This is a genomic window from Paucibacter sp. B2R-40, assembly GCF_025717555.1.
GTDB lineage: Bacteria > Pseudomonadota > Gammaproteobacteria > Burkholderiales > Burkholderiaceae_C > Paucibacter_A.
The window spans coordinates 524,472-539,223 of record NZ_JAJIRP010000002.1 but is presented as its reverse complement, the minus strand read 5'-3'; the positions used below and the strand labels follow the sequence as shown (position 1 = coordinate 539,223).

At 62.7% G+C, this 14,752-nt stretch carries 10 protein-coding genes and 1 riboswitch; of the genes, 5 read left to right on the top strand and 5 right to left on the bottom strand.

Annotated features, from left to right (window positions below):
• Positions 1-147 precede the first annotated feature (147 nt).
• From LNV09_RS06235 to LNV09_RS06220, 4 genes are all read left to right on the top strand, one after another.
• Entirely contained in the window at positions 148-555 is a 408-nt protein-coding gene (locus LNV09_RS06235) for a DUF6524 family protein (RefSeq protein ID WP_263556218.1), read from the top strand.
• 359 nt (positions 556-914) lie between these two features.
• Complete coding sequence (locus LNV09_RS06230; RefSeq protein WP_263556217.1) at positions 915-1,739, top strand: PEP-CTERM sorting domain-containing protein; 825 nt, start codon at positions 915-917, stop codon at positions 1,737-1,739.
• A gap of 175 nt (positions 1,740-1,914) precedes the next feature.
• Positions 1,915-4,236, top strand: a complete 2,322-nt coding sequence (locus tag LNV09_RS06225) for a CehA/McbA family metallohydrolase (protein WP_263556216.1) — start codon at positions 1,915-1,917, stop codon at positions 4,234-4,236.
• A gap of 13 nt (positions 4,237-4,249) precedes the next feature.
• Positions 4,250-4,873: an NF038129 family PEP-CTERM protein gene (locus LNV09_RS06220; RefSeq protein WP_263556215.1), complete on the top strand. Its 624-nt coding sequence runs from the start codon at positions 4,250-4,252 to the stop codon at positions 4,871-4,873.
• Positions 4,874-4,913: 40 nt separating this feature from the next.
• Here the strand turns inward: LNV09_RS06220 and glpD are convergent, their stop codons facing one another.
• Positions 4,914-6,455: a glycerol-3-phosphate dehydrogenase gene (gene glpD / locus LNV09_RS06215; RefSeq protein WP_263556214.1), complete on the bottom strand. Its 1,542-nt coding sequence runs from the start codon at positions 6,453-6,455 to the stop codon at positions 4,914-4,916.
• A gap of 23 nt (positions 6,456-6,478) precedes the next feature.
• Here glpD and glpK point away from each other — a divergent pair, with 23 nt between their 5' ends.
• Positions 6,479-7,972: a glycerol kinase GlpK gene (gene glpK / locus LNV09_RS06210; protein WP_263556213.1), complete on the top strand. Its 1,494-nt coding sequence runs from the start codon at positions 6,479-6,481 to the stop codon at positions 7,970-7,972.
• Between the two features lie 49 nt (positions 7,973-8,021).
• Here glpK and LNV09_RS06205 read toward each other — a convergent pair whose 3' ends face one another.
• From LNV09_RS06205 to LNV09_RS06190, 4 genes are all read right to left on the bottom strand, one after another.
• Positions 8,022-11,150 (bottom strand): ATP-binding protein, encoded by a 3,129-nt coding sequence (locus tag LNV09_RS06205; RefSeq protein ID WP_263556212.1) that lies wholly within the window; start codon positions 11,148-11,150, stop codon positions 8,022-8,024.
• Between the two features lie 27 nt (positions 11,151-11,177).
• Complete coding sequence (locus tag LNV09_RS06200) at positions 11,178-12,332, bottom strand: response regulator (RefSeq protein WP_263556211.1); 1,155 nt, start codon at positions 12,330-12,332, stop codon at positions 11,178-11,180.
• A gap of 169 nt (positions 12,333-12,501) precedes the next feature.
• Positions 12,502-13,083, bottom strand: coding sequence for a TMEM165/GDT1 family protein (locus LNV09_RS06195; protein WP_263556210.1), 582 nt, complete (start codon positions 13,081-13,083; stop codon positions 12,502-12,504).
• A 14-nt stretch (positions 13,084-13,097) separates the two neighbouring features.
• A riboswitch (yybP-ykoY riboswitch) is annotated at positions 13,098-13,274 on the bottom strand.
• The gene (locus LNV09_RS06190; protein ID WP_263556209.1) at positions 13,266-14,672 is read right to left on the bottom strand and encodes a M16 family metallopeptidase; all 1,407 of its coding nucleotides are present in this window, start codon (positions 14,670-14,672) and stop codon (positions 13,266-13,268) included. It overlaps the preceding riboswitch by 9 nt.
• Between the last annotated feature and the right edge of the window lie 80 nt (positions 14,673-14,752).

Here is a 14,752-nt window from a genome sequence, read left to right as displayed (position 1 = left end):
TGCCTGAGTTGACGTCGAGCTGAGCGTTCGCCGGACGAGTGCCGGAATACGCGCCCGCGGGTAGCGTTTGAAGGGTAAAAAGCGGGCTGTCGTGCCGGGTCAAGGCTTTATCATTTGCGCCATTCGATTCACTTCAGGGCGCAAACAATGGCTGAGCGCGGCATTTCATGGTTCGGGATTGGCGTCCGGGTTGTACTGGGCATTGCCTTGGTCTTGGTCACTTACAACCCGAGCGGGCATTCCTTCTATCACTGGCTGACGGCGCCACCACCTGAGTTCAATGCGCCCAAGGCCATTGCCGGAGTGTTGCTACTGATCGGCTGGGTGGTTTGTTTGCGCACGGCCTATGTGGCTTTGGGTTTGCTCGGTGCGCTGCTAGGGGGCGCCCTCTTGGGCAGCCTGGTGTGGGAAATGGTCGACCTGAAGTGGATCGACCCCGATGGCACTGGCAATATGGCCTGGTTGAGTTTGGGAGCGTTGGGCATCCTCCTGGGCATAGGCCTGAGCTGGTCGCTGATTGGGGCGAGGCTGACCGGGCAGATCGAAGTCAAGTGATTCCGCGCTCCTTGCGCTTTTCAGCTGCCGTTCAGAAACCGCACAACTAATCGATTACCAGCACCCCCTGATTGCGGGGGTGCAAGGGATAGCCCTTAGGCTTGACACAGGTTTGTCATCGAATGATCGTTATGCTCATCGCAGTACAAACGTGGTCGAAATGACTCGACTGTATGTACCGTTTCGGTGCAGCAGGAGTTTCGTTTTGACAGCATGGGCGGAGCAAATGCTTTTGTCCCGTGCACTCAGCGACTCTTTTTTTGAATTGAGTAGCAAACGTTTGCTTTTTGTGGGCGGCATTCTTTTTCAGTCCTCACTTTTTCTACCGCGTCCAGTTTTTCTTTTGAGAGATAGCAAACATGAACTTCAAACAGATTACATCCTTGAGCCTGTTGGCTGCGGCCGCAATGCTGGCGGCGGCGCCTGCGCTTGCAACGGTGACCGTGTCGGACGCAGCTTCGACCTACACGCAAACCTTTGACAGCTTGGCCAACTCGGGCGCTGGTGCAATCGCTTGGGCAAATGACAGCACGATCGAAGGTTGGAGCTTGTTCATTGCCAACGGCAGCGCCGCACCGACTTATGTGGTGAATACCGGTGCAACTTCGATCTCCTCGTTCCAAAGCTATGGTTCGGCCAACTCCACCGACCGCGCACTCGGTAGTCAAGTCAATAACAACACCTACTTTGGCGCAGCAGCCGGTGTTGTCGCTGGCTGGACCGCCTTGGCCGTGACAAATACTGGCTCTGCCCGAACTGCCTTCTCCATTGGCTTCGACGGCGAACAATGGCGCAACAACGGCAACGCTACCGCCCAGACCATGGTGATGGAATATGGCTTTGGTGCCACCTTTGCATCGGTCGGCACATGGACGGCACCCGGTGGCAACTTCGACTGGGCGTCACCTGTCCACACGGCATCACCTGCTGCAGTTGATGGCAATGTCGCCGGCAAAGTCGCCGGCAAGGGCGGTGTTGTCGCTGCCAACTGGGCTGCAGGTGAGACCCTGTGGGTGCGTTGGGTTGACAAGAATGATGCCGGTAACGACCACGGCCTGGCCATCGACAACGTGACTTTCAGCGTTGATGCAGTGGCCGCCGTCCCCGAGCCAAGCACCTACGCGATGCTATTGGCCGGTCTGGGCGCTGTGGGCTTCGTTGCTCGCCGCCGCAAGCAAGCCTAAAAAGCAGCCGCTAGGCCTTTGGTGTCAGGCCGGCCGATTTGATGTCGGCCAGGCTTGGTGCCATTTCCCCTTAATCCCGGTCTTTCAGTCAAGCCAACCCGGCTGCCTAAGCGCAGCCGGGCTGGCTTAGTCATGGCCGCGTTTCGCCCCGCCCTGACCCATCCCTGTCCCCTCTATGCACATCCATACCATCCAGCGCTCCATCGCCCTGCTGCTGAGCGCTTGCGCCGCCAACGCAGGCATGGCTGCTTCTGCAGTCAGCCCCGATCACCAGGAATTCGAAGCGACGCTGCACGTGCCTTATCGCGCCGCAGCGGGCGCCATCGCCGAAGCGCGCAGCTTTACGTTGCGCTTCGAGTACCCGCAGGTGGAACTGGCGCAGACCGTCTCATGGCGCCTGGACTTGCTTGACCCGGCCGGTGCCTTGGTGCAGCGCTGGTATGGCGTGGAGTCGCTGGTCAAGGGCGAGTTGGCGGTGCAGGTCGATTGGGCCGGCCGCCAGTTCGGTATGGCCGCGGCCGACGGCGTTTATCAGGTGCGCTTGAGCGCCGCCTCCGCCGTGGCGACAGAACTTCCCTCGACCGGTGTGATGGCCGATTTCGTTGAGAGCAGCCTGAGCGCGCCCGACGCCGAACTGGTCGAGCAAAGCTGGGAGATGCAGGTCGGCAAGATCCCCGCACCCGAGCTGCCTGCCTTCAAGGCGCTGGCCACCCCGCGCAGCGCCACAGCCAATGGCAAGCTGGCGCCGCGCAGCAGCGCCTTGGCCGCGCCGGCAATTGCTGCCATCGGCCTGCCTTACACCGTCTACCTTGGCAATCTGCACAGCCAGACCGGCCACAGCGACGGCGGCGGAACGCTCGGCAATTGCAATGGCGAACAGCATCCGCAGCAAAATATGGGCCAGGGCCCGGTCCAGGCCTACCAGTACGCGATGGACCGCGGCCTGGACATCTTGATGACCTCCGAACATAACCATATGTTCGATGGTGACACTGGCACCAACGCCGCGCAGACGCCGGCCTATGCCAAGAATCTGTACCAGGCCGGTTTGGCTGCGGCAGCCAGCTTCAATGCCGCGAACCCGAAGTTCTTGGGCGTCTACGGCATGGAATGGGGCACCATCAGCGGCGGCGGCCACCTGAATATCTTCAACTCGAATGAGTTGCTGGGCTGGGAATACAACGCCCGCGGCGAATTGCTGGCCGATACCTTCACCGAGAAGAACATCGCCAACAAGCTCTACACCTTGATGGCGCAGCGCGGCCTGGTCGGCCAGTTCAACCACCCGGCCAGCAGCGGCCAGTACTTGGTGAACGGCACGGCGTTTGGCTACACCGCCGATGGTGAAAAGGCAATGGCGCTGTGCGAGGTGATGAACACCCCCGCCTTCTCCAACACCACCGATGAATCGGACAAGGGCACAAGCGGCTACGAGGGCGCTTGCAAGAAGGCGCTGGAGGCAGGTTTCAAGGTCGCCTTCACGACCAATCAGGACAACCACTGCGCGAACTGGGGCGCCTCGGGCACCAACCGCAACGGCATTTTGATCCCGACCGGCGTGGCGCTGAGCAAAGACGCTTTCATCGAAGCGATCAAGGCGCGGCGCGTTTTCGCCACCATGGACAAGACCTCGCAGCTGATCCTGACAGCCAACGGCCACCTGATGGGTGAGAGCTTCAGCAATGCCGGCCCGCTGAATCTGGTCGCCAACTACGCGCCGGGCACCGGCAAGGCCGCCGCCACGGTGCAAATCTGGGAGGGCGTGCCCAAGCGCAATGGCACGGTCTCGGTGCTCTCAGCCCAAGCCGTCAATAACTTCACGCCGGCCCTGGGTGAGCATTTCTATTACGCCAAGGTCACGCAGACCGACGGCAAGATCCTCTGGTCGGCACCGATCTGGGTCACGCAGGTGGCCGACACCGAAGCCCCCGTCGTAACAGCCAGCGTCAGCGGCAGCAGCGGCCAGATCACGTTGAACGCCAGCGCCAGCGATAACGTCGGTGTCAAACGGGTTGACTTCAGCGTCGACGGCACTTTGAAGGGCAGCAGCAGTGCGGCACCTTTTGCGCTGAAGCTTGACTCAAGCCTGCTCGCCAACGGCAAGCACGCGCTCAGCGCCGTGGCCTTCGACGCCGCCAACAACTCGGGCAGTTCGGGCAATGTGGATTTCACGGTGGCCAATGTGGCCGACGTCAGCGCCTTGGTGCGCGTCAGCAGCGCGGGCCTGGTCTTCAACCGCGTCACCCAGCGCTACAACGGCAGCATCACTTTGACCGCCACGCAAGCGCTGAGCGGCCCGCTGCAATTGCAGCTGGATGGCTTGGCTGCGGGCGTGAGCTTGGTCAACGCCACTGGCAGCCATGCCGGCTCGCCCTACATCACCGTCACCGGCGCGAATCTGGCAGCCGGCGCCAGCGTCACGGTGCCGGTCAGCTTCAGCAATCCAGGCAAGCTCGGTCTGAGCTACAGCAACAAGATCTATTCCGGTTCGTTCTAAGAAGGACATTTCCATGAACATCAGCACAATTTCAAAATCCAACTTGGCGCACAGCTTGCTGGCGCTGGCGCTGGCTGCATCGGCCGGTTTGGCCAGGGCCGAAACCTTTCATGCCGAGATCAACACCGCTGCTTTTGCGGCCAGCAGCGGCTGGCTCGATATCCAGTTCAATCCGGGCTCTTTGCCTGCTGTTGGCACCACCGTGAGCTTGAGCAATTTCAGCGGCAGTTTTGGCGCAGCCCAGGTGCTGGAAGGCGATGTGGCCGGCTCGCTGGCGAGTGGCTTTGTGCTGGGCAACACCAGCAGCTACAACGACCTCTTCCAGGCCGTCAATCTGGGCGGCAAGTTTGGCTTCGACATCAGCTTCGGCGGCGCTTTTGCCAGCACCGCCGGCAATGTTGGAACGAGCTTCGCGGTCGGTCTACTTGGGTTTGATCAGACCAGCTATCTGGGCAATCCGGATGGCAATCTTTTCAAGATTGAGTTGATGCCGATGAATCTCAATATCAGCCCGGAGATTCTCAATAACAGCATCACCACGGTGACCGCCGCCGTGCCTGAGCCGGCCAGCTATGCCTTGTTGCTGGGCGGCTTGGCTTTGTTGGTCGGCGTCACTCGCCGCCGCCAGGCTCGATGAATTTGGCCCAAATCCGGCTTTTGTCCCGCCCTGATCCGATCTAGAGCGGGTTCTGCTGGAACCAAGCGGCCACCGCTGCCCGCTCGGCCTCGCTGTAATGCAGGCCGAGCTTGGAGCGACGCCACAGCACATCGTCGGCACTGCACGCCCATTCCTCCCGCTGCAGATAGCGCAACTCGATCGCATACAGCCCCGGCGCCACGGCCATGCCCAGGTCGCTGATGCGGGCTGCGGTGCCGAGCACGCGGTCGATCCGCGAGCCATAGGCCCGCGCCAGCCGGCGTGCCAATTTAGGTGGGAGATAGGGGTAGCGCTGGTTTACGGCGGCCACCAAGCGCTCAAAGTCGCTGTCCGGTCGCACTGGCGCGCCTATCCATTCGCGCAGGTCGCCGCCGGGAAGCATTGCTTTTTCAGTCCAAGCGGAGCGCCGGTCGCCCAACATTGCCCCGACCAAGTCGGCCGCATCCTCGGCCAGCTTGCGGAAGGTCGTGATCTTGCCGCCCCAGACACTCAAGAGTGGCGCCCCCAGCGTGTTGGTCTCCAGCAAATAGTCTCGCGTCACGGCTGAAGGGTCGCCCGAGGCATCGTCGAGCAAGGGACGCACGCCGGCATAAGTCCACACCACATCGGCCGGCAGTACCGGCTTGGTGAAATAGCGGCTGGCTTGGCTGCACAGATAGGCGATCTCGCTCTCATCAATGCTGGCCTTGGCGAAGCCCTCCAGCGCGGCGGGAGCGAGCTCAACGTCGGTGGTGCCAATCAGTGTGTACTCGCCCTCGTAAGGAATGGCAAAGATGATGCGCTTGTCGGGGTTTTGAAAAATATAGGCATGGTCATGCTCGAAGCAGCGCTTGACGATGATGTGACTGCCCTTGACCAGGCGCAGATGTTTGGTCGCCAAGGCCTCGCCCTGCACTGGTTGGGCCACAGCGCGCAAAAAGCTCTCGGCCCAGGGGCCGGCCGCGTTGACCAAGGCGCGGGCGTGCACTTGACGCGGGCCCTCGGGGGTGGCGATCTGCGCCGTCCAGCCTTGGGCATGGCGCTGCACCGAGGTGACCGGGCTGCGCGTGAGCATTTCGGCGCCTTTGTCGCGTGCATCCAGCGCATTCAGCAACACCAGTCGCGCATCATCGACCCAGCCATCGGAGTAGACAAAGCCGCGCTTGTATTGCGCTTTCAGTGGCGCGCCTAGCTTTGAGCTGCGCAGATTGACGCTGGTGGAGCCGGGCAGTACCTCGCGGTGGGCCAGGTGGTCGTACAGAAAGAGGCCGATGCGCACCATCCAGGCCGGCCGCATCGCCTTGTCATGCGGCATCACAAAGCGCAGCGGCCAGATGATGTGCGGGGCGCTCTTGAGTAAGACCTCGCGCTCTTGCAGCGCCTTGCGCACCAGCGAAAACTCAAAATACTCCAGATAGCGCAAGCCGCCATGAATCAGCTTGGTGCTGCTGGACGAGGTGTGGGCGGCGAAATCCGAGGCCTCGGCCAAGATCACTTTCCAGCCGCGCCCAGCCAGGTCGCGGGCGATGCCGGCGCCGTTGATGCCGCCGCCGACCACCAATACGTCAAAATGTTCTTCCATCGCCCTACTCTAAGGCAAGACTGATGACCTACTTACTCGCGCTTGATCAAGGCACATCCAGTTCACGCGCCATTGTCTTTGACAGCCAGGGCCAGATCGTCGCGATGGCCCAGCGTGCCTTGCGCCAAATTTACCCGCAACCCGGGCAAGTCGAACATGACGCGCTGGAGATCTGGCAGGCTCAACTGGCCACCGCCCGCGAGGCGCTCGCCGCGGCCGGCTTGCGCGCTGCCGACATCAAGGCGCTTGGCATCACCAACCAGCGCGAGACCACCGTTTTGTGGGACCGCAAGACCGGCCTGCCCATTCACCATGCGCTGGTTTGGCAAGACCGCCGCGCCGAGCCGACCTGCGTGGCCCTGCGCGAGCAAGGCCTGACCCCGCTGGTGCAGCGCAAGACCGGCTTGGTGATTGACGCCTATTTCTCTGCGACCAAGCTGAAATGGCTGCTCGACCAGGTGCCGGGCGCGCGTGCCCGGGCCGAGCGCGGCGAGTTGGCGTTTGGCACCATCGACTGCTGGTTGGTCTGGCAGCTGACGAATGGCGCGGTGCACGCCACCGATGTCAGCAACGCTTCGCGCACGATGCTGTTCAATGTGCATACCAACCGATGGGATGAGGAGTTACTGGCCGCATTGGATATCCCGCCCTCGGTGCTGCCCGAGGTGCACCCATCCGCCCATCAATATGGCAAGGTCGCGGCCGAACATCTGGGCGGCGAAATCCTCATCGGCGGCATCGCCGGTGATCAGCAGGCGGCGCTGTTCGGCCAGGCCTGCTTCAAGGCCGGCATGGCCAAGAACACCTACGGCACCGGCTGCTTCATGCTGATGCACAGCGGCAGCCAATTCCAGAGCTCGGCCAATGGCCTGATCACGACCAGCGCCGCGCAGATCGGCGCTACGCCGGAATTTGCGCTGGAGGGCAGCGTCTTCATCGGTGGCGCGGTGGTGCAGTGGTTGCGCGACGGTTTGCAGGCTTTTCATGCGAGCGGTGAAGTGCAAGGCCTGGCCGAGAGCGTGCCGGACGCCGGCGGCGTGATGTTTGTGCCTGCCTTTACCGGCCTGGGCGCGCCGTATTGGCGGGCCGACGCACGCGGCGCCATCGTCGGATTGACGCGTGGCTCGACGCTGGCCCATATTGCCCGCGCCGCGCTGGAGAGCATTGCGTTTCAAAGCGCTGCCTTGTTGCAGGCGATGAGCCGCGACGCGGTGGCTGCTGGCGGCGCGACCGTGAGCGAGTTGCGCGTCGACGGAGGCGCCTGCGTCAACAACCTCTTGATGCAGTTTCAGGCCGACCTCTTGGGCATTCCGGTGGTGCGGCCGAGCGTGATCGAGACCACGGCCTTGGGTGCCGCTTATCTGGCCGGCCTGAGCTCCGGTGTGTACCGCGATTTGAACGAGCTCAGCGGCCATTGGCGCGCCGAGCGCGTGTTCCTCCCGACCCTGTCGCGCGAGCGGGCCTTGGAGCGGATGGCGGATTGGGAGCGGGCGGTGAGGCAGGCTTGCGCGCCTTGACAGGGTTGCCGCTGACAACCAGAACCATGGCTGATCGACCGAAGCGCGCTCAGGTCTTGCTGAGCCCGTAATCCCTATGCCAGTCGGCGATCACGCCCACCAGACTCGCCAATTCGGCATTCAGGGCCATCAGCGTGGCCGTTATCTGGCCGGCGTCGCCATGTTCGCCCGCTGCAGACTCAAGCGCGGTGGCGCTCTCGGCCAGCTTGATCAGGCCCAGGTTGCCGGCCAGACCTTTGAGCCTGTGCGCGGCGCTGCACAGTGCCGGCAGTCCGTTGATCTGAGCTTCCTCGAACAAGGACTGATGCTGCATATATTGCTTGGCAAAAGTACCCAGTAGCTTGGCCAACAACTCCTTTCTGCCGGCGCAGCGCGTCAGCGCGGCGGCGAAGTCGGTGCCAGCCAAGGCCGGCCATGGAGTGGCAGCTTCATGGGCAGTGGCCAAGGCCGGCGCTGTGATGCTGGCGGGCTCGGCAGCGCTGCGTCGCGGTATGCCCTCGGCCTGCGCTAGCAGCACGCGTATCAACTCGGCCTGGTCGATCGGCTTGGTGACATGGGCCACCATGCCCGCAGCCAGGCAGCGCCGGCGCTCCTCCGGTAGCGCATGCGCGGTCAAGGCGAGCACTTTGAGTTTTGGCGCTAATTGGTGAATCAAGCGGGTCGCCTCGTAGCCGTCCATGTCCGGCATTTGGACGTCCATCAGCACCAAGTCGTAGCCGCTCGGGCCTGCTTCTCGCAGCCTCAGCAAGGCTTCGGCGCCGCCATCTGCCGCCGTCACTTCTGCGCCCATTGCGGCCAGCATGTCCTGCAGGATCTCACGGTTGATGTCCACATCGTCGGTGATCAAAATGCGCAGGCCTCGCAGCGGCTCTGGGCTGGTCGGCTGCGAGCTGCCAGGTTGAAGCAGCGGCAAGACCTCGGGTGCGGCCACCTCATGCAGCGGGCTCGACAGTTCGGGGCTTGCCTGAAGAAATGGCAAGTCCAAGGTGAAGCAAGAACCTACGCCCAACTCGCTCCTCACACTGATGCTGCCGCCCATCGCCGTCGCCAACTGGCTGCTGATGCTCAGCCCTAAGCCGGTGCCGCCGAATTTGCGGGTGGTGGAGGAATCGGCCTGCTCGAAAGCGGTGAACACGCGCGATTGCTGTTCGGGCGAGAGCCCGACGCCGGTGTCGGTGACGGCGAACTGCAAGCGCCCCTCGCGTTGTTCGACGCTCAGCACCACGCGTCCTTTGTCGGTGAACTTGATCGCGTTGGACAGCAAGTTGACCAAAATCTGGGTCGCCCGCAAGGTGTCCAGCATCACCCAATCTTGGGTCGCCTTGTACTCGACGCGCAGGCGCAGGCTTTTGGCGTCGGCACGCTCGGACACCAGTTCCAGGACTTCCCTGACCAAATGGCTGAGATTGCAGGGCAGGTTCTCAATATCGAGCTTGCCACTTTCGACCTTGGAGTAGTCCAGGATGTCGTTGATGACGCCGAGCAAATGCCGGCCCGAGCGGACGATGCGCTCGAACCCGCTGCGTGCGGCCACTGGGTCGGCGCTGCGGCCAATACCGAGTTGCGCCAGACCCAAGACAGCGTTCAAGGGCGTGCGGATCTCGTGACTCATATTGGCCAAGAAATCGCTCTTGGCCAGCGCCAGGCGCTCCGCCTCGTCCTTGGCCAGACTGAGCTCGCGCTGCAGGCGTTTCAAGGAGCTGATCTCGGTGCCGAGGTTGAGCACCGCGATGGGCCGCTCATGGGCATCCAGTAGCGGCACGGTGGTGATCAGGTAGTCGTTGCCGCTGACCTTGGCTTCGCCCATCTGCCGCTCAAAGGTCAGGCTCCCGGCACCCGCCATCAGGCGGGCGTCGGTGTCGGCAATCTCGGCGGCGGTCGCTGCGGGGAAGATATCGCGCGCGGTATTGCCCAAGACTGCTTGTCTTTGGATACCGGTAGCGCGCTCGAAGCTGCGATTGACGAGCGTGTAGCGGCCTTGCAGGTCGCGAATGCTGAGCGTGATGGGCAGCGCCTCAAGAATGCTCTGAATCAGCAGTTTCTCGGCCACCAGTTCGGCGGTGCGCTCACGTACCTCGTCTTCAAGACGGGTACGGCTGATCCGCAACTCGGTCTCGGCGCGCACCCGCGCGGTGATGTCGTGGCCGAACACCACTACACAGGACTCCTCTCCGAGCAGTAAACGCTCCATTTTGATGTCCCACCAAACCGGGGCGCCATCGAGTCGCTTGGACTGCCATTCAAAATACTGCGCACCATGTTCGACCGCACGTCGCACCCGTTGCATCAGCTTGTCCTTGGAGTAGGGCTCCCCCGGGCAAATCAAACTGAAGTCCAATTCGAGCACCCGTGCGCAACCATAGGCCTGCAAGGTCTGCGCGTTAGCAAAACGCAGCGCCCCGCTGTCACCCTCAAGAATCTGTATGCAAGTGAGCGAGTTGTCGAGCAGGATGCGCAGGCGTTCTTCGCTGTCGCGCAGGTCTTGCGCTGCCAACTGCTGCGCGCGGACGGTGTCGGCCAACAAGCGGCGCGAGCCTTCCAAGGAAGACGTAACGTCCCAAAAGAGGGTGCTGTAGCGAGCCACCAGCCAACCCAGAATCGAACTGGTGGCGATATAGACCACCGCGTGGCTGGCCGAAGAGGGCGCGATGCTGCCCGGCTCGGCCGCGATGCCGTTGATCCAGCCATAGGCCTCGAGCTGCCACAAGGCCAAATAGCCAAGCACGGCCAAGGCGGTGGCCAATTTTGCGGAGCCGGTGCCTACCAACAGGCCCATGATCACCAGCAAGGCCATCACGCCGATCAAGCCCGGCGCCTGCAGCCCCAAGCCCGACAGGGCGGCCGACCCAAACAGGACCAGCATGGTGGACCAGCCGAAAAACGCCGCCGCCGTTCTTATGCCAAAAAAGCGGGCCAGGCCGAATGCAATCAGCGACAGCACCCAAACACAAGACGCCGTGCGCATTTGCATCAAGCGCTCCGGCCAGCTCTGGTCCGTTTGCATCGCGGTGACCAGCAGATGCAGCGTGGCGGTCACCATCATCAATCCCAGCAGCAAATAGGCGCTGCGGGCAATCTGATCGACTAACTTGCTATTCAGATCACCCAGACTCCGAAAACGCGATTCTGCTGGCGTGCCGCCGGGCGCATCAACTGCTTCGTCAATCGCCCCATCCATAACTCTCGCTCCCCGGATTTGCTAGGGTCAACCGTGCTGATTCAATTTGTGAATCACGCGACCGAGAAACTGTTCGACTTCTTGACTCTGGTCCAAGGAGGCCATCACCTTGGCGGCTTGCTTCTTGATGATGCTGCTGAGGAAGTTCTCTTGGTCGTCGGTCAGCCCCAGCTTGACGAAGCTGAGCTCGACCTCCTCGGTCAACTCCTCGAACGCGTGCTGGATCTCCATGCGCTGAGAGTGGCTGCGCGCCGAGATATCGGTCAAGGCGCCTCGTGTCATGCTGACCAGATGGCGCACATCGGCCAAATCGCGGCTCGCCAACTCGGTATCGAGTGCCGCCACGCGCACGATCGCACCTTCGACCAACATCGCTACATTGTCGATCGCGCGGCCCATGCGCTCCGACTCGCTGCGCTCCATCATGCTGGCGCCCCGGTCCATGCGCAGGTTGCGCACAAAAAGCACCACCGAGCCATAGGCGAAGCCGGTGTGCGGGCCCAGCGGCCGAATCCGTTGGCCTTCTTTTTGGCTGACCAGATGATCGAGGATGGAATTCTCAAGCGCGCTGCAGGGTCCGCGGCCATTGCTGGCGAACAGCTCGCCCTTGCCCTGTATCCGCACACAACCCTCCAGGCCGTAGCGGTGCAGTGCGTCAAACACGGCATGCGCCACGTCCGCGTAGCCGGCGCAGCTGCCAAGTTGGCGCTGAAACTCCAGCACCACGCCGGCCTCGCCCATCATGTCGGCGGTGGACAAGACCGCGTTCATGGTCTCCTCCAGTTGGCCGCTCAACTCGCGCTGCTTGGCGCGGTTGCTCAGTACCAAGCCGATCTTGGCGATCAACTCTCCCGCATCGAAGGGCTTGGGCAGATAGTCGGCGCCGCCGGCCGCATAGCCTTGCAAGCGCTCGTCAATGCTGGTGCGGGCCGAGTGGAAGATCACCGGGATCTCGGCGCTGGCCGGATCGGCCTTGAGTTGGCGACAGGTCTCGTAGCCGTCGAGCCCCGGCATGTCCACATCGAGCACGATCAAGTCAAAGCTTTCGGCCGCACAACGGGCCAGTGCCTCGGCACCACTGGTGACGCTGCTGATCTGGTAATCGTCCTCCAAGGTGGCTTCGAGCATTTGCAAGGTCAGTTCGTCATCGTCGACGAGCAGCACGCGTGAAGTCTCTGACATTTTTTAATTCCCCTTGGCAGCTGAACAAATCACCCCAGGGCCGACCGCGTTGGCGGTGCGCCCCTTCGGTACATCGACAGCGGCTCACAAAGCTTGAGCGCTGCACGTCCTCGCGCTTTGATTGAAACAGCAAACGGCAGCGCCGCATAGCGATGAATGGCAAAAAGCGTCAGAAGCCCAGGCCCTGGCCCAAGCCAGCCAAAGTGGCTATACCCAGCCCGGCAAAGATCAGCGCCGCGACGCCGTGCACCAAGCGCACGGGGATGCGCCCGGCCATTTTGTCGCCCAGGAATACCGCCGGCACATTCGCGATCATCATGCCCAAGGTAGTGCCCGCAACGACCGCGACGAACGCGTTGAACTGAGCGGCCAGGGCGACGGTGGCAATCTGCGTCTTGTCGCCCATCTCGGCCATGAAGAAGGCCACCACCGTGGTGCCGAAGACACCCAGCTTGAGTTTGCCTCCGCCTTCGACCTCTTCGTCAATCTTGTCGGGAATCAGCGTCCAGGCCGCCATCGCCAGAAAGCCCAGGCCCAGGACCCAACGCATTGCCATCGGGCTGACCTGAGATGTGATCCAAGCGCCCAGAGCGCCGGCGAAGGCGTGGTTGGCGACGGTGGCGACCAAGATGCCCAGGCAGATCGGCAATGGTTTACGGAAGCGGGCGGCCAGCAAAAAGGCGAGGAGCTGGGTTTTGTCACCGATTTCGGCCAGTGCGACGACGCCGGTGGAGATGAGAAATGCTTCCAAAGTGTTTCCTTAGCGGCCGGCTTTGTTGAACCATTGACCACCCGCACGCCGGCTGCAAAGCAGGTGTGGGTGGTCAAAGGTCTTGCCAGGTAAGGTTTTTACTGCCGGCGCCATGATCATAAGGATCAAGTATGTTGACGCGGGCCGGCACATGGTGCGGCGGCTACTCCCCAATGACGCCCTCATTTTAGCCGAGACGGCGAGCGCCGAAGGTTCGGGGTGGACAGATCCAGTTCGGCGGCCGGAATCAGCTGGGCTTGCGGGTACTGCTGGCGCAGGCCGGCGCCGGCCTGTTTGAGGTCCGCCACGATCACCATGCGCACGGCCGCCGCCGGCCAGTATTGCTGCGCAAAAGCCTGCACTTGCGCTGCGCTGACGCGCTTGAGCTGATCGGCATAGGTGGCCAGATCGGCCAGCACCTCGCCGCGCTCGAGTTGGTCGGCGGCCAAGCTGGCGAGCGACTGGGTGGTCTCCAGCTGGCGCGCAATGTCGCCGAGCAAGCCGTTTTGGCGCGCCAGCAATTCTTCCGCAGGCACCGCTTCACTGGCTATGCCAAGCAATTCGCTGTGCAGCAGTTGCGCGGCCTCGGCCGCGTTGTTGTGCTTGGTTTGGGTGCTCAGCATGAAGAGGCCGCCGGTCGGCAAAGACTCGGCGCTGCTGTAGGCGCCGTAGCTCAGGCCACGCTTGATGCGGACCTGTTGGTTGGCGCGTGAAGAATAGCCGCTGCCCAAGACCGCGCTGGCCAGCGCCGCAATACGTGCTTGTGCTCGCCCGTCGCTGCTCGTGAGTTGGGCCGGGAAGGGGGCCAGCAGCAGCACCGCGCTTTGGCCGCTCCCGGGCAGGTCGATCAGCAAATTCGCGGGGCCAAGAGGCTGCGGGCCGGCGACCTGTGCAGGCTTCGCCGGGGCGGCGGTGACAGGGCTCACGGGCTTGGGCACAGGCCAGCTGCCAAAGTAGCGCTCGGCCAGTGCCATGCCTTGGGCCAGATCAAGGTCGCCTGCCAAGACCAGCGTGGTTTGCCCAGGTGCCAAGTGCTCGCGGCAAAAGGCTTGCACATCCTCGCGCTTGATGCGCGCCAGGGTCTGCTCGGTGCTGAGGCGACCGGGCGGGCTGTCACCCCAGTAGAGCCGCCAAGCCAACTGGCTTGCCAGTGCGGCGGGGTCGGCCGCCTCCTGCTTGATCGCTTGCTGCAATTGCAGGCGGCTGCTGTTGATTTCCGGCCCCGGCAAAGTCGGTGCACGCAACACATCGGCCAGCAAACTCAGGCTTTCGCTCAGGTGCTCGCTCATCACCGTCATGCTCAAGCGACTGGCCTGCGCGCCGGTGCTGATCTCCAGCGCGCTCCCCAAGGCGTCGGCCGCATAGGCCAGCGCGGTGGCGTCGGCCGTCGTGCGCCCGCGCCTTGCTCCCTTGCCAAGCACGCCGAAACTCAACTCCGCCAGGCCGCTCTTGCCCGGCGGGTCGGCCAAGCTGCCGGCCTGTACGCTCAACATCGCCGTGACCAAGGGCAGGCCACGGCGCTCTATCACCACCAAGCGCATGCCGTTGGGCAGCGCGGCCTGTGCAAACACCGGGACTTGCAAGGGCAATGGCGGTGACGGTACGGGGGGCGTGTCGAAGCTAGCCCCTTGCGCGAGCAATGGCCAACACAATATCAACAGCCGGGCCC